General features: G+C 50.9%; 13 protein-coding genes, 4 tRNA genes and 1 rRNA gene. 17 read left to right on the top strand and 1 reads right to left on the bottom strand.

Translation table 11 applies throughout. The annotated features are described in order from the left end of the window. The first annotated feature begins 52 nt into the window (after window positions 1-52). The 17 genes from rrf to JUF13_RS07995 all read left to right on the top strand — a co-directional run bounded on the left by rrf (window position 53) and on the right by JUF13_RS07995 (window position 20155). Window positions 53-169, top strand: a 5S ribosomal RNA gene (gene rrf, locus JUF13_RS08075). Between the two features lie 6 nt (window positions 170-175). Then, window positions 176-248: transfer RNA gene (locus tag JUF13_RS08070), tRNA-Asn, on the top strand. A 29-nt stretch (window positions 249-277) separates the two neighbouring features. Further along, window positions 278-350 (top strand) — tRNA-Thr (locus JUF13_RS08065). Between the two features lie 267 nt (window positions 351-617). Further along, window positions 618-938: a PTS sugar transporter subunit IIB gene (locus JUF13_RS08060; RefSeq protein ID WP_203639042.1), complete on the top strand. Its 321-nt coding sequence runs from the start codon at window positions 618-620 to the stop codon at window positions 936-938. A gap of 374 nt (window positions 939-1312) precedes the next feature. Beyond that, complete coding sequence (locus tag JUF13_RS08055; protein ID WP_373300838.1) at window positions 1313-2803, top strand: peptide MFS transporter; 1491 nt, start codon at window positions 1313-1315, stop codon at window positions 2801-2803. A gap of 94 nt (window positions 2804-2897) precedes the next feature. Continuing rightward, window positions 2898-3698, top strand: coding sequence for a metallophosphoesterase (locus JUF13_RS08050; RefSeq protein ID WP_203639046.1), 801 nt, complete (start codon window positions 2898-2900; stop codon window positions 3696-3698). A gap of 82 nt (window positions 3699-3780) precedes the next feature. Continuing rightward, window positions 3781-3863: transfer RNA gene (locus JUF13_RS08045), tRNA-Tyr, on the top strand. A gap of 10 nt (window positions 3864-3873) precedes the next feature. After that, a tRNA-Gln gene (locus JUF13_RS08040) sits at window positions 3874-3945 on the top strand. Between the two features lie 353 nt (window positions 3946-4298). Then, complete coding sequence (locus JUF13_RS08035) at window positions 4299-4598, top strand: hypothetical protein (RefSeq protein ID WP_203639039.1); 300 nt, start codon at window positions 4299-4301, stop codon at window positions 4596-4598. Next, window positions 4595-7639 carry a leucine-rich repeat domain-containing protein gene (locus JUF13_RS08030; protein WP_203639037.1) on the top strand — a complete coding sequence of 1015 codons (3045 nt, stop codon included), beginning with the start codon at window positions 4595-4597 and terminating at the stop codon, window positions 7637-7639. The genes JUF13_RS08035 and JUF13_RS08030 overlap by 4 nt, the downstream gene beginning before the upstream one ends. A 381-nt stretch (window positions 7640-8020) precedes the next feature. Continuing rightward, window positions 8021-10846, top strand: a complete 2826-nt coding sequence (locus JUF13_RS08025) for a leucine-rich repeat domain-containing protein (protein ID WP_203639036.1) — start codon at window positions 8021-8023, stop codon at window positions 10844-10846. An 81-nt stretch (window positions 10847-10927) separates the two neighbouring features. After that, window positions 10928-13900 carry a leucine-rich repeat protein gene (locus tag JUF13_RS08020; RefSeq protein WP_203639035.1) on the top strand — a complete coding sequence of 991 codons (2973 nt, stop codon included), beginning with the start codon at window positions 10928-10930 and terminating at the stop codon, window positions 13898-13900. 227 nt (window positions 13901-14127) lie between these two features. Then, window positions 14128-16095, top strand: a complete 1968-nt coding sequence (locus JUF13_RS08015; RefSeq protein WP_203639034.1) for a S9 family peptidase — start codon at window positions 14128-14130, stop codon at window positions 16093-16095. A 3-nt stretch (window positions 16096-16098) separates the two neighbouring features. After that, window positions 16099-16902, top strand: coding sequence for a pyrroline-5-carboxylate reductase (gene proC, locus JUF13_RS08010; RefSeq protein ID WP_203639033.1), 804 nt, complete (start codon window positions 16099-16101; stop codon window positions 16900-16902). Window positions 16903-17684: 782 nt separating this feature from the next. Further along, the gene (nagA, locus tag JUF13_RS08005) at window positions 17685-18827 is read left to right on the top strand and encodes an N-acetylglucosamine-6-phosphate deacetylase (RefSeq protein WP_203639032.1); all 1143 of its coding nucleotides are present in this window, start codon (window positions 17685-17687) and stop codon (window positions 18825-18827) included. Between the two features lie 35 nt (window positions 18828-18862). Further along, on the top strand, window positions 18863-19564 hold the full coding sequence (locus tag JUF13_RS08000) for a GntR family transcriptional regulator (RefSeq protein WP_125765636.1): 702 nt from the start codon (window positions 18863-18865) through the stop codon (window positions 19562-19564). Between the two features lie 84 nt (window positions 19565-19648). Continuing rightward, window positions 19649-20155 (top strand): GNAT family N-acetyltransferase, encoded by a 507-nt coding sequence (locus tag JUF13_RS07995; protein WP_203639031.1) that lies wholly within the window; start codon window positions 19649-19651, stop codon window positions 20153-20155. On the opposite strand, the gene JUF13_RS07990 is transcribed toward JUF13_RS07995, so the two are convergent. Further along, a complete protein-coding gene (locus tag JUF13_RS07990) occupies window positions 20094-20837 on the bottom strand; it encodes a WecB/TagA/CpsF family glycosyltransferase (RefSeq protein ID WP_203639029.1) in 744 nt (247 codons plus the stop codon). The genes JUF13_RS07995 and JUF13_RS07990 overlap by 62 nt on opposite strands. Between the last annotated feature and the right edge of the window lies 1 nt (window position 20838).

Below are 20838 nucleotides of genomic sequence, written 5' to 3'. Positions count from 1 at the left end.
ATAGAAAATAATTTGATGATATCTAGTTTTGAGAGAAGAAGTTCTTTCATAGTGTAGTGGCGATAGCCTGAAGGATACACCCGTTCCCATGCCGAACACGGAAGTTAAGCTTCAGCACGCCGATAGTAGTTGGGGGATCGCCCCCTGCGAGGATAGGACGTTGCTACGCGATTATTCCGGCATAGCTCAGTTGGTAGAGCACCTGACTGTTAATCAGGTTGTCGACGGTTCGAGCCCGCCTGCCGGAGTCGGGTTAACCTGGTTAGCCAGTTGATATGCCGGCTTAGCTCAGCTGGTAGAGCATCGGTATCGTAAACCGAGGGTCGGGGATTCGAATTCCTCAGCCGGCATCAAAGTAGTCGTTGGTCGTAGACCAGCGGCTTTTTTTGTGTTTTCATAAAATAAACTGACAATTGAAAGCCAAAACGGGGTTAACGCGCATTGTACAATTGGTATAGTCATTTCAAAACAATTGGTATAGAACTAAGAATGCCGGTTTGAAGCTAATTAGGATAATAAATTAAATATTGATTTATTTGATAAACCTATTGTGGTCTACTTCTGAAAGTGATATCCTATATTTATCGAATAGAGATACGAAAAAGGGAGAGGTCATCATGAAAAACGTCTTATTATTATCCGGAAATGAAAATTCAAGTCATTTATTTTTAGGTGAAGCCAAACGAACTGCAGAAACTCGGCGCGCACCGTTGTGCTTTAAGGCGGCTGTGATGGCTGACTTGACTCCTGAACTGTTGGCAGACCAAGACTTAATCCTGTTAGCCCCACAAACGGCTAACGCTGCCGATACTGCGGCCATGAATACCCAGGTCCCAACCGTTGATATTCCTAACGACATCTATGGCTGGTTAAACGGTCAGGCCTTGGTTAAGTTTGCTTGTGGCAAATTAAACTTAGTACCAGCTGCTGCCATCTAAATTAGAATTCCGCGTGGGACGCCTTGTGAATCTGCAAGGCGTCTTTTTTTTGCCAAATGAACACCTTGTTAGCGTCTCAGAGAGCAATTAAAACGAATTTTATACATAAATTTCTTAATATTTTGAATGAGGCAGAAATGAATAAAAAATAAGAAGATTGCATGAGACGACTAATAATTTCATCATTGTTTTTTGTCGGACGCCAAAGGAATGAAGACGTTTTTATTCGGAAAACCGTTGCGTAACGGGAGTTCGTGCAGTATAATTACTACTATGTTTTATTAGAGGTCTATGAGACACCGTCGCCATCAGTTTTTACGATGTGCATTGCGGAAAATAAAATTATTCATTTTCAGAAATGCAATGGAGGTATTATCGTTTTGAATAACAAACCAGAACCAAGCACCACTACCGACCGAACATTCTTCGGTCAACCGCGTGGGTTATCAACGCTGTTCTTCACTGAAATGTGGGAACGGTTCAGTTACTACGGCATGCGGGCTATCCTGATCTACTACATGTACTACTCAGTGACTAAGGGTGGATTAGGCTTTAGCCAAGCAACTGCTGCGTCCGTGATGTCCATTTACGGATCCATGGTTTACTTGTCCTCAGTTCTTGGGGGCTACATGAGTGACCGTGTCTGGGGGAGTCGGAAGACCGTCTTCATCGGGGGTGTCCTGATTATGTTCGGGCACATCGCCTTGTCTGTTCCAGCCGGTTCCATGGCACTCTTCATCTCAATCCTCTTGATTGTTTTGGGGACTGGGCTGTTGAAGCCTAACGTTTCCGAAATGGTTGGGGGACTTTACGATGAGGGCGATACGCGGCGTGATGCCGGGTTCACCATCTTCGTCTTCGGGATTAACCTGGGGTCCTTGGTCGCACCGCTCTTAGTTGGGTGGTTAGGTCTGAAATACAACTTCCATTTAGGGTTCTCCTTGGCCGCTATTGGGATGTTCTTGGGTCTGGTTCAATACTGGATCGGTGGGAAGAAGTACTTGAGTAAGGACAGCCTTTACCCAACCGACCCACTGGAACCCGGTGACATGAAGAAGCTGACTGTTCGGGGGACCATTGGTTTGGTTGCTTTCGGATTGGTCATTATCCTGATGTACCTCTTAGGTTCATTGAACTTAAACAACTTCGTGCTCTTATTATCCGTTATCGCGATTGCTGCACCAGTCGTTTACTTCACGATTTTCTTAACCAGTAAAAAAGTTACCAGCACTGAACGGAAGCACGTGTGGGCTTACTTAGGCCTGTTCATCGCTGCCATGATCTTCTGGGCAATTGAAGAACAAGGGTCATCTGTGTTGGCCTTATTCGCTGCCAACCAGACGAACAACCATTTCTTAGGGGTACACATTTTGCCATCTTGGTACCAAATGTTAAACCCATTGTTCATCTTGATCTACACGCCATTCTTTGCCGCAATGTGGAACCGTTGGGGTAAGAAACAACCTAGCTCACCAGCCAAGTTTGCAACTGGGATGCTGTTCGCCGGGGCTTCTTACCTGATCATGGTGGTTCCCGTGGTTATGTTCGGGACGGATGCCCGGGTCAGTCCGCTTTGGTTAGTCGGTAGCTGGGCAGTTGTTGAAATTGCCGAACTGTTGATTTCACCAATCGGATTGTCCGTGACGACCAAGTTAGCACCGAAGGCGTTCCAATCTCAAATGATGAGTATGTGGTTCTTAGCCGATGCCGCTGGTCAAGCCGTTAACGCGCAAATCGTTAAGCTATACACACCAGAAAACGAAGCAGCTTACTTCATGGGTGTGGCCATCGTGGCCATCGTCGCTGGGCTGATTATGTTTGTCTTGGTTAAACCAATTAAGAACTTAATGGCCGGAATTAAATAATTTGTTTCTGGCGAAAAAGTGCTACTCTATGATGGAGTGGCATTTTTTTGTGCCGCTATATTTGAAAGGGGGCGACGACGTGGTTAAGGTGGCCATGATCAGTGACTTACATTTAGACATCAATCAACAGGATCCAGAGACCGTTGCCCAACAGCAGGCAGCGTACTTGACCCAACGGAACGTGGGACTGTATTTAATTGCTGGTGACGTGACCAATTACTTTAGTCAGTCGCTAGCCTTCGTCACCCGGCTACAAGCGCTCATGGCACCAGCCAAGGTACGGTTTATTGCGGGCAATCACGACATGTTACACGACATCACGTATGCGGGCCTAGAAGCGTCACAGACGCCTGTTTACTTCCATCGTGGGTCTTTAGACCTCCCGGGGACTAACTGGCGGGTAATCGGCAATAATGGCTGGTATGATTATCAATTTGCTAATAACCTGGTCGGGCGGAATTTCTTGAGCTGGAAACGGGCCTTTTGGATCGACAGTACGATTGTGCAGCCCCAAAGTGATCCTGAACGGCTAGACCAGGTGGTGGCACAGATGACCGAGCAATTGGCGCAGGCACAGGTAGCTGGCAAACGGGTCCTGTTTATGACCCACTTCGTCCCGCGTCAGGACTATATCCGGTATACAGATGACAACCGTTTCTGGAACATGGCCAACGCCATGCTAGGGAGTCCGCGGATTGGCGCCGTTTTGGAAAAATATTCAGTGGCTGATACTTTATTCGGTCACGTCCATCATCGGTTTGCCCCAGCAACCTTTGGCCCAACCACCTATTACAATCAGGCGGTTGGGTACCACAATCGGCGAATCAACGAGTGGTCTCAGCCCGATTTTTTCGTCGAATGGCAGCGTCAATTAAGGATTTTGGATTTAAAATAAAAAAAACTGCAAAAAAGTCTTGACGATTTATGCAGTTTTTTGTATGATAGTGTAGTTGATTCGTTACGACGATTCACGTTTTGGTGGGGTAGCGAAGTCTGGCTAAACGCGGCGGACTGTAAATCCGCTCCTTCGGGTTCGGTGGTTCGAATCCACTCCCCACCATTTTTATTATTGGGCTATAGCCAAGTGGTAAGGCAACAGGTTTTGATCCTGTCATGCGCTGGTTCGAACCCAGCTAGCCCAACTAAGGAACAGTCACGGTGTGTGACTGTTTTTTTTATGTTCTCATTTATATTCTAGATTGTGGAGCCCGGGAATTTCTCGAGCGCCTTTTGTGTACCCTACGAAAATAGTTTAGAATGGGACAGTTTTTTGTGGTCGTCCCGTAAACGAGTCGATGATTAGACAGACACGTGGAGGGACCCAGGCGTTCATCCGGGTTCCATCGGCACCAAGAACCGATAGAACATGGCACTAGCAAATTATAGGGACAATCGTTACCCTAGTTTTCAATTTATCATCGCTGACAAATAGTTCGTTGGGTGTTAGGATAATCTTAAAAGGGGTAGTCGGTGCTCGTGAAAGGGGTGGCAATTGATGTTTAAAGAAAAATGGCAACATCGTAGTCAAGTTCAGCGGCCTAGTTGTCGGTGGATCTATGCCGGTGTCACCCTAGTGAGCCTAGGGGCGGGGGTCATGCTCGTCACGACGCCGGTTTTTGCGGATACCCGCGAGACGGCTACCGGTGATGGTACGCCCCAAACGGAGAACGTGACGGCCACCCAAACAACGAGTTCGGTCACGCCGGCTGATGTGTCGCAGTCCGGGCAAACCGGTACCGGTTTGCCCGGACTGGTTCCACTCAGAAAGGTAATGGGACGTCAGACGAGACGATGACGGCGGAAAATCCGGCTAAAACCGTGACATCGAGTTCTGAACCGACAACGAAACCAGCACCAACGACTGGGAAGACACCGGTGACATCCGCGGCAACTGACACGCCGACTCAGACGACGGTGACACCCAAACCAACGGTTCCAACCGAAAAAACAACCACGGCAATCAAGCCATCGCTGCGAGCGGCTCGGTATCTCCTGTTAAGAGACGCGGAGCAGCCAGCGAAACAAGACGAACCGTCGACTGACGTAACGAATCCAACACCCGATACGACACCTGCGAGCGATGTGCCGATCGCGCCAGCCACAACGGCAGCGGTGACCACGACTTCTGACGCCGATACGCAGTCTGCCTTGGCCTACACGTTAAATGACGGCAAGGACGGTTACGTGGTGACCGGTTTTGCCAATCCGACGCACGGTACGCAGATTACTATTCCGGATACCTATTTAAACTTGCCGGTCACAGAGATTGCCGCGAACGCCTTTAATGGCGCCGGGTTGACCGATGTGACGCTAGGGCAGAACCTACAGGTCATTTGGGACCATGCGTTTGCGAATAATCAATTAAAAACAATTAAATTTACGAATGGCATCTGGTCCGTGGGGGCCGGGGCGTTTGCCAATAACGACTTGGTGACGGTTGATCTGGGGAACTTGCAGCAGATCAACGCCGGGGCCTTTCAGAGTAATCAGATTCGGCAGCTGGTCGTTCCGGATTCGGTGACTAGTATTGCGGCCGATGCCTTTGAAAATAATACGATTCAATCCCTGACGCTGAGTCAAAAGGTGGTCTCGATTGGAACGGCAGCCTTTGCGAATAACCAGATTCAGGGTCACTTGGTGTTACCCGAGACACTGACCGCGCTGGGGGATCAAGCCTTTGCCAACAATCAGCTGACCGGGTTGACCTTAGACGCCGGTCTGAGCCTGTTGAACACCGGCGTCTTTGCCAATAACCAACTGACCGGTGCGTTAACGATTCCCGCGACCATTACCAGTATTGGGGACGCCGCCTTCGACGGGAATCAGCTAACCGGCTTGCAGCTGGACGACAGCGTGACATCGATTGGGACGGCCGCGTTTGCGCATAATCGCATAGCTGGGTCACTTAACTTACCAGCCAGCCTGACGTACCTGGGGGACCAAGCCTTCTGGGATAATCAGTTGAGTAGCGTGACGTTGAATGACAAATTGACGGAGATTGGGCCGCAAACGTTTGCCGATAATCAGCTGACAGGCACCCTGAATCTGCCGGACAGCATCTTAAACGTGGGGACGTCCGCCTTTGCCAATAACCAACTGACCGGTTTGACCGGTGGCACCAAGCTAAACACGATTGAAAAGTATGCTTTTTACGGGAATAAATTGACTGGGAAACTGGCGTTATCGGATGAGCTGACGAGTATTGGCGAGTCTGCCTTTGCGGGTGGCAACCAATTGACGCGGCTTGAGCTGGGGACGGCCCCGTTGTCAACGATTGAAGCCAACGCGTTTGCCAACAATAACTTAACGGGTGTTCTGAATTTTCCAGATACGCTGACCAACGTCGGGGCCGATGCATTCGTGAATAACCAATTGAACGGTTTAACCTTTGGGACCGGTTTGGTGACTGTTAACGATGAAGCGTTTGAACATAATCAATTAAGCGGTACCCTGAAGTTAGGCGATAACGTTCATGATGTTGGGAAATATGCGTTTGCTTATAACAAGCTGGCTGACCTCGAGATGGGGTCGAACATGAACAGTCTGGAAAGTTACGCGTTTGCTTATAATAGCTTGCAGAAAATCAATGCTAGTGGCCAGATTGCGACCATCGCGGACTATGCCTTTGCCGGTCAAACCTTGTTGAATGCCGGTGTTGCCGGGGCCATTGTCGCTAATCAAAACGGTACTATCACCACGGTTGCCTCTGGTGTCCAGCAGGCAATTCGCGATGCCCTGGGAATGAAGAATCTGGATATTGCGGGATTAACCTTCATTTTCACCGACAATCAAGCCCAACTGGTCTATGATCCGGTTACGGATACCCTGACGCTGCCGCCTGTTTCTGACGGTGCGACTTTGCCGGATTGGGTGCAGAACGGCAAGGTGGTTCTGAGCCTGACGACTAACAGTACTGATACCGGGCGTTATGGCGTTGAAAACCTCAGACTGGACTTGAATCGGTGGGTCACGGATGACGTGGCGATTCCGAGTAACCTCAGCCGCAATCCTGACATGATTGGCATGCTGCAGGGGATGCATGCGGATAAGGCGTGGGGTATTACCGACCGCGTTGGCAATACGCAAGTGGTCGTGACGGTTCCGGTGGTTGGCGGGTATACCGCGAACAAGAAGACCATTACGGCGACAGTCAACCCGAACGGCACCATCACAGCCAATGAGGATGTCTTGTACACGCCGGACCTAACGCCCGGTGGCGGCGGCCATGATACAACTGATCCGACACAACCTGGTGGGACGACTGATCCGGGCGCACCAGATACCCCCGTAACCCCTGTTACACCCGAAACTCCAGTTAACCCGGGAAATACACCCGGTGGTGATCCGGCGGTGACGCCAGTGACGCCTCCAGCGACACCCGTCGTTACGCCGACAACTGGTGGAGATAAGGCCATTCCTTATCCACCCAACTTTGACGGTGGAAAATCGCAGACGAAAAAGGGTTCGGACGCCCATCAGGCTGGTATCGTTTCACCGAAGCTGGTCATTGAAGGGCCTAACTGGCAACTGAAACGTGTCGTGCCGCAACGCTTGACGACAACCGCTATCCAGCAACGGGCCACCACGCGGACGACAGTCGCTACGCCAGGGTATCGGGTTAACTCGCAGTTTGAGGGTGGCCAGGTTACCCGGACAGAGCAACAGTCTTCAACTGACTTGCAAGCCACGAATCCAGCACGGACGTCGGCGCCAGCTGTTAAGCAACAGACGTTACCACAAACCAATGAACACGCAACTGGTTGGCAGTGGCTAGGGACGATGTTGCTGGTTGGATTGAGCTGGTTAGGTTTAGCTCACAAGCGAAATCACAATTAAATTTAACGATTTACCAGTACGATTGACGCGCTTTCTGTGTGTTGGCCGTACTTTTTTGTGAATTTTTTTAATTTTCAGAAAAAAGTTTTTTCACCACACTTCTCTGGTTGTGTTACGAGATTGACTCGGGGTGATTCGGTTGTGCTCAAGTAAATAAGCAAAGTCACTAATTGTGGTAGGTGTGGGGAAAAATTGGTTTGATAATAAATATCTGCATATAGCGGTAATCGTTATCCCCCTTGGCAATTAAGTAACACTGGTGTTTTGGTTAAGTCGTGATAGTATGAATATCATAGAATATTTCGCATAAGCAACTAATGTGAAACGAAACGGTCTGTAAACTAATCACTCGAAGACACCAGCGAAGGGAAAGGTAGATTCATGCGAAATGGCAATAAGCAAGGGGACACCGAAGCAAATGTGTTCTGCAACAAGTGGCTCTATACTGGCCTGACGGTGGCGGCTTTGACTAGCGGTGTCGCCTTTGGGGAACAGGTAGCTCGTGCGGCGACCACACCCACGACACAAATGAGTGAAACGGATTCAACCGATAAACAGAAACAATCAACAGAAACGGCTGCTAAACTGAATGACTCAGACAATGATTCAGGTGATGAGGCAGCAGGCACTGACTCGGAGACTGCAGATCAACAAAAACCAGGCGGCCAAGAAGAATCTGTTTCTGGCGCGACTCCAGGCGATACTGATGATGATCAATTAGACAAGTTGCCCGAACAGCCGGCTGACAATCAAGAACCTAATCAAGACGGAAATAATCATGAGATCCCTGATTCAGTCGACGTTTCTGACGGCGGTGATGACACGTTGGACGATGATGCCGAGGAACCGGATGATACCACTGGTCAAACGCAAAACCTCAAAAAGACGCGTTCATTATTGAAAGTAACCGACAGTACCAGTGTCTCCGATTTTTCTTTCGAAGAATTGGCGGACGGAAACGTGGCTGTGACCGGTTACACGGGGGATGCCCAGCGGCAGGCTGATGGCACGGCCCCGGTGGGTGGGTTCAGCACGGCCATTACGATTCCTGATATGTATGAAGGAAAATACGTGACTGAGATTGCCGCGAACGCCTTTAATGCCACTTTAGGAACGGCGATTACGAAACTGACACAGGTAACGATAGGGCAAAACATTCATGCCATCAAGGAAAATGCGTTTGCCGGGAACCAACTGACTTCGCTAACGTTGCCGGGTACCTGGATTTATATTTATAGTGGGGCCTTTGCCGATAATGAATTGAAGGCAGTTGATTTGAATGGCGCTGTTGCCATTTGGGACAATGCGTTTAAAAACAATCAACTCACGACGGTGACCATTCCGGATGCTGTGACGAGAATTGGGGACTATGCTTTTCAGAATAATCGATTGACTGATGTTAAACTCAGTCAGAATCTGACGCAAATTGGGACTAGTGCTTTTCAAAACAATACTTTGACAGGCACGGTGACGATTCCAGATACCGTGACCGACCTGGGCGATTTTGCGTTTGCTGATAATTCTGAGTTGCAAGGTGTGGCGCTCAGTCAAAATCTGACACGCATTGGGACCGGTGCTTTTCAAAATGATGGATTGACAGGGACGGTGACGATTCCAGATACTGTGACCGATCTGGGTGATTTTGCGTTTGCAAATAATAAGGGGTTGCAGGGTGTGGTGCTCGGTCAGAATCTAAAGCGAATTGGGACCAGCGCCTTCCAGGGTGATGCCTTAACGGGCACACTAACGATACCGGATTCAGTGACGGACTTGGGGGCCGCTTCATTTGCGTCCAATCAATTAACTGGGGTTTACCTGAGTAGTCAACTGACCAAATTGAATGACGATATTTTCAAGGACAATCTCTTAACAGGCACACTGGTGATTCCAGACGGGATTACGTCGATTGGGCAGGCTGCCTTCGCTAACAATCAGTTGACCGGATTAACCTTTGGTAGTCAGGTGCAGACGATTGCGGAGAGGGCTTTTGCTGACAACATGTTGGCCGGTGGCTTGGTTTTCCCTGACAGCATTCTGAATATTGGGACGAGTGCGTTTCAAAATAATAAATTGGCCGCTGTTCAGTTTGGTAATCAGGTTGTAACCCTTGACGAATGGTCGTTTGCGAATAATTCTTTACAAGATATTAACGCGACGGGGACTGTTGGGTCGATTGGTGATAATGCCTTTGCGGACCAGTCTGCCTTGGTGCTAGATGGGGTTGGGACCACCGTCACTTCAGCACTGGGCGTTAAGCAACTTTTGCGGGATGCTATTGGCCTGGCCAATTTTGACCTGGCGAACTTAACCTTTAGTATTGGTGAGACACCTGAAGATTACCGACAGTTGGCCTACAACGAGTATACAGATACGCTGATGTTACCGGCTGGTCTGTCCGCCACGCTGTCGGACGATAATTCCGTGCCGACTTCGTTTCTGGTTCACTTCGCTTCAGGTGGAACGGATACGGGGCGGTTAGGCGTTCATACGCTTGAGTTGAAGCTGTACAAGTTGATGGAATCGGCCCAGGTAAATATTCCCAGTAACTTGGGCACTTTGACGACTGAAGACTATTATGAGGGCCAGGTTGGTTCGACACTTAAAGTGCCAGCACCTGTAATTGCCGGATACGAGATGGATCCTATGGCGGTGACGGCGACGGTCAACTTGGCTAGTGTGACGACGCCAGATTATGTTTTATATGTTAAATCTGGTAGTCAACGACCGGATATTGATTCTGAGGTTGACCCTATTGATCCTGTTACACCAGTAACACCGACATCCCCAAGTAAGCCTGGTTCAACATCAGAAATCACGACACCTAGCGTTACCGCGGAAACCAAACGGCACACCACAGATGTCCCTGTTCAGACCTATTTGGACACGCCCAGACCGATTGATTCTGATACAATATCGGTGCATAATAATCAATGGACTTATACACCGCGACAAGCCGCACAAATTGTGGTGACCGGTGAAGGTGTTCCCAGTGTTGGGGCAAGTACGGTGATGAAAAAAAACACCGCACAGCCACAGGTGCGAACGCAAAAGTCTGTAACGGATAAAGGAGCACAATCGACAGTAGCCACTAAGGCTACGACTTTGCCACAAACGAACGAGCAAAACAGTCAGTGGCGCTGGTTAGGGGCCATTGGATTGTTGGCCGCCAGTTGGCTGGGAGTCATGAAGAAAAAACAAGATGATTAATAGCAACGCTGAAATGGGACAGATTCCAACGAATTTGGCCCATTTTTATCAGGAGAGGATGGGGTTCCAACGACAAAATTAATGACGGAAAACCGGCCGTTGACGGCTGGACAGAAGAAATGGTTGTCAACCGGCCTAACGGTGATCAGTTTAAGTGCAGGGTTGGCGTTGAATGCCAACATCCTCAAGGCCCAGGCGGCAGACCAACCGGCCACGGCCGCCAGTAGCAGTTCGGTGACCGCGGTCACCGCTAGTGAGCCGACGACCACTGACACAGCGGATAAGACTCAGGAATCAACGGCGACAGAAACGGAAACGGACGACACCAAGACTACCGAGAAGCAGTCTGCGGGGGATGAAGACGCCGAAAAGAATCAGTCGAACGCGACTGATGAACGGTCTGACGACAAGGTTCAGGCGGATACGGAATCACAGACTGATGCGAAAGAAAAGACGCCGGCTGAACCTGTAGCGCCACGGAATCAGGGGTCATCGCCATATGAGCTAAACGATGATGAGAAGACGACCGGGAGTGGTGAGAAAGTTTCAGAACAGTCCGACCAGTCTGAGGTAGTTAAAACAGTTCAAACGCAACAGGTGACGACGGCAGATAACGATAAAAAGCAGACGGTACCACCCGAAGAAACGACTGATGAGAAGACTGATCGGCAGAAGTTTGTGGTGGCTGACAGCCGATTGTTTAGTCCGCGGTTATTTTTGTCACGCATGAATGTACCTATGGCTGCGAGTTTGTTGGCTGATACGGACGATACACCGGTTGACACACCGGTTAACACGCCGACTCCTGAGACGGATGAAAAGAGTGGATTGGTTTATCAAAAAGTCACGAGTATTTATGGTGATTCGTATACTGTTACTGGTTATACACCAGGAAGTAGTTCAGAGGTTACCATTCCGGATACCTTTGACGGTGCGTGGGTGACGGCGATTGGCGATAATGCTTTTACCGGTAAAGGATTAACGAATGTGACTTTTGGTGCGCATATTACCTCAATTGGTAATGGTGCGTTTCAAAACAATAGTCTCACTAGTGTTATTTTGCCTGACAAATTAGGTGTGCTAGGGAAACAAGCATTTGAGCACAACAAGTTAGAGAGCATTACATTTGGAGAACATACGACTGCTTGGGAAATTAGTGACGAAGCCTTTGCAAACAATGGTTTAGAGAAGCTTTCATTACCGGATTCAGTTACGGAAATTGATGATTCAGCATTTGAGAATAATCACTTGAAGTCGGTTCAGTTGGATAAGGACTTAACAACTATTGGTCCAAGTGCTTTTGCCAATAATAAGTTGAACGGATCATTGACAGTTCCGGATGCCGTTACAACAGTTGGGGCTTCAGCCTTTGCGGGTAATCCTGATGGTACCGGTAATCAGTTGACAAGTGTGACCTTTTCTGGGGGGCTACTCCAAGAAATTTGGACTAATGCCTTTGCAAATAACAATTTGAATACGATTAGTTTTACCAATACTGATAAAAATACTTTGCGAATTGAAGATTCAGCATTTGCTCTCAACAAAAACTTAGACCAGTTAGGCTTGAATGAAGGTGTTGAAAATATTGGTTCAAATGCGTTTGAGGGGGACAACTATTCTGGTACGTTAAAATTACCAAACTCGTTGGAGACAATTGGAACCTCTGCCTTTGCAGGCAATCACATAACTGGGCTGACGATGAATACATCTGAAAGTAAGTTGAATTCGATTGGAGAAAATGCTTTTTTAAATAATGCTATTGACGGGAATCTTGAATTAGCTAATAGTTTAGATTCAATTGGTGTCTCTGCCTTTCAAGGCAATAAAATAACTGATGTAAAATTTGGTAGTAGCAGCAAGATAATTGGAGATTACTCTTTTGCTGATAATCCATTTAATGTAACGGATAATGAGAATACTTTGATTATCCCTGATAGCGTGACCACCATTGGAGCCTATGCATTTAGTCGTAAGGATGACAACAGTCTTAAGGAACAAATACCTAAGGTGAAATTAGGCAAGTTTGTGGCAACTATCGGAAGTTCAGCGTTTGAGAACGTTGGATTAGCAGGTGCCTTGACTATTCCAGATAGTGTCCAAAATGTTGGTTCTAGAGCGTTTGCTGATAACGAGCTAAGTGATTTAACTTTAGGTGCAGGAATAGTTGGTGCAGACAGAAGTGTTGGGAATGAGGCATTTGCTGAGAATGCTTTGAAAAAAATTCATAATACGCCGGAGGAACTTGCCTATGTAGGTGACGATGCGTTTGCAAACCAAAAAGAATTGAGTGTTGGGGTTGCCCGAGAAGGTAACTACTTAACCGGCGTGACAGATGCAATTAAAGCCGAACTAGGCTTAACATTGACTTCACCAGTGTTTACCTATAAGGGTGAAAAACTAGACTATGTTGATTCAGACGGCGGTACGTTAACTCTGCCTGGAGGATTTATTGGAACGAGTCTAGTATTAGCAGTAAGTTCAGGAACTACAGGAGGCAGTACGGATCATTCTGGAAACTATGGCGTGGAGGATCTGACGTTAACCTGGACACCACAATCCAGCGGCTCTGGTACCAGCACCACCACGCCAGATACACCAACGAATCCTGCAACCTCAGGCACATCGACACCAACCACGTCCACAACGCCTAAGAACAAGTCGCCTAAATCCAAGCACCCAAAAGCCAAGCACCCAACAACCAAGTCCAACAAAACAACGTCCAAGCAACCAGCAGGAAATCCAACGCGGCAAACAGCCACGCAGTATCCTGCCCAACCACAAGGACACCGGGCAACCGCAACTGCTCGGCGGCCACAATCGCTGAGCTGGGATCAGCTCACAACGACGCCTGCAAACGGAACTTCGACCCCCACAACCGGCTGGCACTACAGCCAAGCTCAAGGTATCTGGGTGTGGTCCGCTGGCACGCTAACGCCGGCAACTTCGGCGACGCTACCGCAGACACGTGAACAACCAGCAACCGGCTGGCAGCTAGTCGGTCTAGCCCTCTTATCCGGCCTCAGCTGGTTCGGGTTACGGCGCAAACACAACTAAATAAGCAATTCAAATAGGACTGTGACCCTCGTTGCAGTCCTATTTCGTGTACCAGCAATTACTTGGCTAACCAGCCTGAATGAACGACCATTTGGTAGTCAAACGGTTCACCCCAGCAATATCTCCGGAATCACCCGAAAAAATTGACATTCACCCCTAACTTCGCTAAAGTCAAACTAATAATTGCTCCAGACCATTTGTGTATTTGATAGAGAAAGTGGGGTCTTATGATGGCAACAATCGTGAAACCGGAAGACCTGTTCGCCTTGCGTCCGCTGGCTCAACCAGTGAGTGATGGGCAGCGGGTGTACTACGTGGAGAGTCAACTAGACCAGCAGAAGAATGCCAGTCAAGCCGCCATTTATTCCGTTCAACTGGCGGATGGCAGTGATCGGCGGCGGTGGAGTCCGGCCGATGTGAGCGTCAACGAACTGGCGTTAAGCCCGAGCCGCCGCTATTTAGCCTTCAGTGGGGTGGTTAAGGACCACGCCCAATTATTCCTGGTGCCGCTCAACGGTGGGGCGCCGGAACAGATTACGCGCGGGGATGCCGACATCAGCCAGCTGACCTGGGAAGCCAACAGCGACGTGCTCTACTTTCAAACGACGACCGGTGCCAAACAACCGGCAAAGGATGCGCTCCCCAGCGTCCAGATCGTCGACAAATTACAATACAAAATGAACGGCCGCGGCCTCTTACCGCAAGGCCTGACGTATCAATGCATTCGTTACCAATGTGCCAGCCGCGACCAATCCGTCGTCCTCGAACGCACGGATGCATTTACCGTGACCGCGGCCAACGACCAGGGCCTCTTGTTCTCAACGGAACGCCTGCCCGAAGACGAGCACGACTTCAGCGAGGGCGTTTACTGGCATCCCTTCGATGGGACGGCCGACCGGCTCTTAAATGAAAAGCTACCTGCTGGGTCCTTCGACCAGGGACAGCTGGATGCAGACGGCCAACACGTGTTGATGTGGGGCCAGGACAATCACATCCCCAACGTCTCGCAATTTCACGCGTGGCTGGGTAACCTCACGACCGGTGAATTGACCGACCTGACCGCGCCCCGCGACGTGGAAGTCGGCGACATGCTGGCCATCGACAGTCAGCAGCGGCAGTCCGGCCAGTTTGTGGCTTGGCTGACGCACAACACCTTTTTAACTTTGGAAAATGAACACGGGCGGTTGAGCCTGGTCAGTCAAAGCCTCGACGGCGATGCGCAACCACGGACGTTGCTGGGGGGCGACCGGGCTATCACGGACTTTAGCGTGGTTGACCCGCAGACCATCGTCTTCACCGAGTCGACCATGACCAGTGTGAGCCGGTTAAAGGCCCTTAACGTCGCCACAGGCGAGGAACGGGAGCTGATTAACCCCAATGCCGTCTACGAGGCCAAACACGCGCTGGTGGCCGGCCAGCGCTTCACCTTCAAGGGGGCGGCCGACTGGGACATCGAGGGCTGGTATTTCCCACCCGTTACGCCAGCGCCACAACATCCCGCCGTGCTCTACGTTCATGGGGGACCGCAAGTCGACTTTGGCTATGGCTTCTACCACGAGCTGCAATTTCTTGCGGGCCAAGGGTATGGCGTCATCACCATCAATCCGCGCGGCGGCAACAGTTACGGCCAGGACTTTGAGACGGCCGTCATCGGCCATTACGGCGAGGGCGACTTCGAAGACCTGATGCTGGGAACCGACGCGGCGCTGAAAGTGGATCCCACGATTGACCCTAAGCAACTGTGCGTCACCGGTGGCTCCTACGGTGGCTTCATGACCAACTGGATTGAGACCCACACCAACCGCTTCGCTGCGGCCGTCACGCAACGCTCCATTTCCAATTGGATCAGTTTCTACGGCACCAGCGACATCGGCTACTTCTTCACGCCGTGGGAGCTCAAGCAGGACATGCACAACATCGACGTGCTCTGGAAATTCTCGCCGCTGGCCTACGTGCAAGACGCCTCGACACCTATTTTGGTGCTCCACGGCGAGGAAGACCTGCGTTGTCCCACTACGCAAGGTGAGGAGTTCTTCGTCGGCCTAAAGGAAGCCGGCGTGGACACGCAACTGGTCCTGTTCCCGAAATCTAATCACGAATTATCCCGTTCCGGTCTGCCCAACCTGCGGATCGAACGGTTGAATCGTATCAATCAGTGGTTCCAAGACCACTTACCAGCCAAGGAGGAACATTAAGTTATGAAAATTGGTTTTATCGGCGTCGGCGGCATGGCCCAAGCCATTATCGGCGGCCTGCTCAAGGCGAAAACGTTTGCCCCTAGCGACATCATCGTGCACAGTCATCGGCTTGAAAGCTACGGTCCTTACGCCGAAGCCCACGGCCTTCAAACAGCCGCCAGCAACGCGGACGTTGCGGCAGCCAGCGACCTGGTCGTCTTAGCCGTGACGCCCAACGTGGCCAGCGACGTGCTCCAGGAAATTGAAGCACAACTGGTTGACGGGCAAAAGACGTTGATCTCCATTGTGGCCGGGCTGTCCCTGGCAGACATGGCCAACGTGGTGGGCGAAAACGTGCCGATTCTACGGACGCTGCCCAACGTGAACGTTGAGGTGGGCGCAGGGATGACCGCCGTAGCCGCCAATGCGCATTTGACCGGGGATGACCTGGCCGCAGCGTTGCGCGTGTTCAACACGATTGGCTCCACGACCACGTTAGCCGAAGACCAATTCGGCGTCTTCAGCGCGCTGGCCGGGAGTTCACCAGCCTACATCGATTTCTTCATCGACAGTCTGAGCCGTGCCGGTGTTAAGCACGGGCTAAGCAAGGACCAGGCCACCCAGATTGCGGCTCAAGCGACACTTGGTTCCGCTAAAATGGTTCTGGAAAGTGACAAGATTCCGTTTGCCCTGATCGACCAGGTCGCCTCACCCGGTGGCAGTACTGTAGCCGGGTTGCTCGCCATGGAAGAGGCTGGGCTGATGACGGCGGTGGTCAAGGGTATCGACGCCACCATCAAGCGCGACGCCGGCGGTCCAGCTTAAAGCACCTTTGCGTGTCTGGTCGTTCGTTCCCGGCGGCGGGCTCAAGGGGCCCTGCTGTGGGACCGGTTCCAGCCTGAAGGGCGGGCTTCCACCTCAACTTTGAGCCTGAAAAGCGGTCTCAAAGGTTGTCCCATGCTCTAAGCTGAGAAAATCACTCAGCTAAGACCATCGACACAGCCGGGCGCCTTGGCCCGCCTCTGGTCACTTTAGACTGGTTTGGTGCTTTGCGCGTGGCCGATTAGCTGGTATGTGCTGGTATGTTCTGAGTAGGTCAGTGAGCGCTGATGATGAATTAACTTCAGGCAATCTTAGTCACTATCAGGTAATGCTGTTAGTTTGTGATAAGAAGCTTGCTACCAAGGACACGGACAGTGGCAACACGTGATACTAGTCGGTTAGTTTGGCTGGGGTTCGGAGCCAGAGACAGACAAAATGGGACCCGCTGTGTCAGTGGTGTTAGACCGGGGGATTTTTCCCGGCCTTACAGCACGGGACGAGCTTGGAGACGCTGGTTTTTGCGGCTTCAAGTCGAGCTGTAGGACCGTTTCTCAGGCCGAAGGCGGTCCCCATAGCGGGTCGCGTTTTGGCGGTCGTTAGGTGGAGAATTCCAGTCAAACCGGTCCCCACAGCAGGGGCCATCCTGACCGACGCAGGCGGAGAACCCCAGCCCAAAACATAACAGAATAAATATCGCGTTTTGCAGTCTGGTGAGTTGCCTTTTTGGTCTATACCGATTATAATAACAGTGTTGACTGAAGGTATAATTGATGAGGAGGAGACTCATGAGTATTGTTTTAAAGCACGCGAAGATTTACACCGGTGACGAGGTTATTCCAGACGGGTTTATTCGTTTTGATCGTGAAATTGAAGCGGTTGGTCCCGTGGCTGATTTTCGACCATTGCCTGCCGATGAAATCCACGTGGTGACTGGCAAGACGATTGTTCCCGGATTTATTGACGTTCATAGCCATGGGGGCTACGGATATGATAGTATGGATGGGGACCCCGACCAAATTGATAAGATGGTTAACTTGATGTCCTTAGAGGGTATCACGTCCATCTTCCCAACCACGATGACCCAGTCTAACGAAGCCATTGACCATGCCATGCAGGGGATTGCTGTGGCTGCTGAACGGAATCCGTTGATTCAGGGCGTCCATTTGGAAGGGCCATTTATTGCGGCCATTTTCAAAGGGGCTCAGCCTGAAAAGTACATCAAGGATCCCGACGTGGCACTGTTGGACCGCTGGAACAAACTGTCCGGTGGCCGGGTCAAACTGATTACCTACGCGCCAGAAGACGATGGGGCCAAGAAGTTTGAGACCTACTGTTTAGCCAATGGTATCGTGCCATCCGTGGGGCATTCTAACGCCACGCGGGAACAATTGTTGGAAAGCCGAGCCACCCATGTGACCCACTTATACAACGCACAACGGGGCTTGCGGCACCGTGAACCCGGGGTTACCGGTCACGCCATGCTGGAAGAAAGCCTGTTCTGTGAAATTATTTGTGATGGGTTCCACATCGTGCCCGACATGATCAAGTTGGCTTACGAGCAAAAGGGCCAACACCGGTTGGAGTTGGTGACCGACTCCATGCGGGCCAAGGGCATGCCAGAAGGCGTCAGTGAACTGGGTGGTCAAAAGGTGATCGTCAAGGACCGTCAAGCGCGGCTCGAGAGCGGCAACCTGGCCGGATCCGTGCTCCGTTACGATGAAGCCTTCCGCAACGTCATTGCCTTCACCGGCTGTGACGTCAACGAAGCCGTGCAAATGAGTGCTGTGAACCAGGCCGAAGAGTTCGGCTTGACACAGAAGGGTAAACTGGAAGTAGGCCGCGATGCCGACTTGAACCTGTTGACCCGTGATTTACACGTGGACACGACCTTCAGTTTGGGCCGGAACATGCAGGAATTAGTTAAATAAAAATGTAGTTATTTTGAGAAGGGACGTTGGGTGCTGTGAGTTCACCGATTTATATTCAAATTCATAATGACATTAAACGTGCAATTGAAGCCGGAAAATGGGCGGTAGGCGATCGAATTCCGTCCGAACGGGAGCTGTCTCGTGATTTTGATGTGAGTCGGATGACGCTCCGTCAGGCCATTCAGACGTTGGTGGATGAAGGAATCTTGGAACGCCAAGTGGGTTCTGGAACCTACGTGGCCAATCAAAAGGTTCAGGAAAAGATGTCCGGGGTGACCAGTTTTACCGATTTAATGTTGACCCAGGGCAAGCAACCCACCAGCAAGACCATTTCGTATCACGTGATGAACCCATCCTTGAGTGAAGCCGAAAAGCTCAAGCTCAACGAGGATGATCAGGTGTTACGGATGGAACGGATTCGCTACGGCGACGATGTCCCGATTTGTTTTGAAGTGGCCACCGTGCCAGAAAAATTGGTCGACGGCTTGAACAAGAAGGAAGTCACGAGCTCGCTGTACCGGGCCTTGGAAGATAAGAAAAAGTTGAATCCAGGGAAGGCCCAACAGACCGTCTCGGCCATGTCCGCCTCAGAACGGATTGCGGAATACCTGAATATCAAGCGGGGCGACGCCATTTTACGGTTGCGTCAGGTGACCTATCTGCAAGATGGCACACCGTTTGAATATGTTCGGACGCAATACGTCGGCGAACGGTTTGAATTTTATTTGGAAAAATAAGCAATGAATGCGAAAAGTGCCTCACAAAGGTTAGCTGAAATGCTAACGCGTTTGTGAGGCACTTGTTGTAAGCGGGGTGATGTGATGGTCACGATTCGATTGGCCCGAGCCGATGATGATTTTCAGACGGTGGCCCAACTCTACTGGACCGTTTGGCAGGACACCTATCGGGGGCTGTTGCCGGCAGAGTTCTTGGCCGAGCTAACACCGGCGACTTGGCATCCCGAACGGAACTGGCGTCATCAGTTACTAGCGTTTGACGACCAACACCAGTTAGTGGGCACCTGTGCCTTTGGTCCGGCCCGCGATGCCCAGTTTGCTGTGTGGGGCGAGATCAATTCAATCTATCTGTTGCCAACGGTGCAGCACCAGGGCTTGGGCCGCCAATTCATGCAGCGAGCCATGACCGCCCTGCAGGCGCAAGCGTTTGACCGCATCGTCCTGTGGGTTCTGGCGACCAATGAATCGGCGCGTCAATTTTACCAGCACTGCGGCTTTGTGGCCACGGAATGCGTGAAGATTCAGGGGCCTATCCGCGAGGTAGCGTACGTTTGGCCTGCTGCCGCACGAGGTGCAGGTAGCGGGGAATGACCGCGATGCGCTTGAGACGCTTGGGTTCCTTCAACGTCCGGTAGAACCATTCCAAATGGTGGTCTTGCCAGAACTTGGGTGCCCGAATCACGGCGCCGGCCAGAACGTCAAAACTACCGCCGACTCCCATCCAGAGGCCCTTGGTCGTGTGCCGGTACTGATGAATGAACTGTTCTTGCTTGGGAAAACCCAACGCGGCGAAGACCATGTCCGGTTGTTTGGCCGTGATGTCGGCCACGATGGGGGCTTCGTCTTGGAAGTAGCCGTCGTGGATGCCGGCAATTTTCAGTCCGGGGTAGTCCCGGGCCAGAATCGGTTTGAGTTGTGCAATCACCTCTGGCTTGGCACCTAGGAAATAGGCGGAGCGGTGCTGCTCACTGCCCCAGGCGAGTAGGTCCTGTAAGGTGTCGAACCCGGTGATGCGTTCGGGAAGGGGCTGCTTTAAGATTTTAGCCCCGTCCAGGATGCCGACCCCGTCCGGTGTGATGAAGTCCGCGCCTAAGATCAGGTCGCGGTAAGCCGCGTGTTCATGGGCGTACATCGCAATTTCCGGATTGGCGGTCACCACGAAGGTATTTTGCTGCTGGGTGATACGTTGTTGTAAGACGGGTAGTAAGTCCGCCGCGGTGGTCTTGACGAAGGGTAAGTCAAGCACGGTGACGGTGGGAAATGTGGTTTGCATA

Source organism: Levilactobacillus wangkuiensis, from assembly GCF_016861605.1.
Classification (GTDB): Bacteria; Bacillota; Bacilli; order Lactobacillales; family Lactobacillaceae; genus Levilactobacillus; species Levilactobacillus wangkuiensis.
The sequence above is the reverse complement of the archived record's forward strand: the minus strand, read 5'-3'. Positions and strand labels throughout refer to the sequence as shown.

Excerpts from the sequence above, each read along its gene's own strand:
- JUF13_RS08015 (WP_203639034.1), top strand. The coding sequence starts at position 14,128 with ATGATGGCAACAATCGTGAAACCGGAAGACCTGTTCGCCTTGCGTCCG.
- nagA (WP_203639032.1), top strand. The coding sequence starts at position 17,685 with ATGAGTATTGTTTTAAAGCACGCGAAGATTTACACCGGTGACGAGGTT.
- JUF13_RS08035 (WP_203639039.1), top strand. The coding sequence starts at position 4,299 with ATGTTTAAAGAAAAATGGCAACATCGTAGTCAAGTTCAGCGGCCTAGT.
- JUF13_RS07990 (WP_203639029.1), bottom strand. The coding sequence starts at position 20,837 with ATGCAAACCACATTTCCCACCGTCACCGTGCTTGACTTACCCTTCGTC.
- JUF13_RS08060 (WP_203639042.1), top strand. The coding sequence starts at position 618 with ATGAAAAACGTCTTATTATTATCCGGAAATGAAAATTCAAGTCATTTA.
- JUF13_RS08025 (WP_203639036.1), top strand. The coding sequence starts at position 8,021 with ATGCGAAATGGCAATAAGCAAGGGGACACCGAAGCAAATGTGTTCTGC.
- JUF13_RS08020 (WP_203639035.1), top strand. The coding sequence starts at position 10,928 with ATGACGGAAAACCGGCCGTTGACGGCTGGACAGAAGAAATGGTTGTCA.
- JUF13_RS08050 (WP_203639046.1), top strand. The coding sequence starts at position 2,898 with ATGATCAGTGACTTACATTTAGACATCAATCAACAGGATCCAGAGACC.
- JUF13_RS08030 (WP_203639037.1), top strand. The coding sequence starts at position 4,595 with ATGACGGCGGAAAATCCGGCTAAAACCGTGACATCGAGTTCTGAACCG.
- JUF13_RS07995 (WP_203639031.1), top strand. The coding sequence starts at position 19,649 with ATGGTCACGATTCGATTGGCCCGAGCCGATGATGATTTTCAGACGGTG.
- proC (WP_203639033.1), top strand. The coding sequence starts at position 16,099 with ATGAAAATTGGTTTTATCGGCGTCGGCGGCATGGCCCAAGCCATTATC.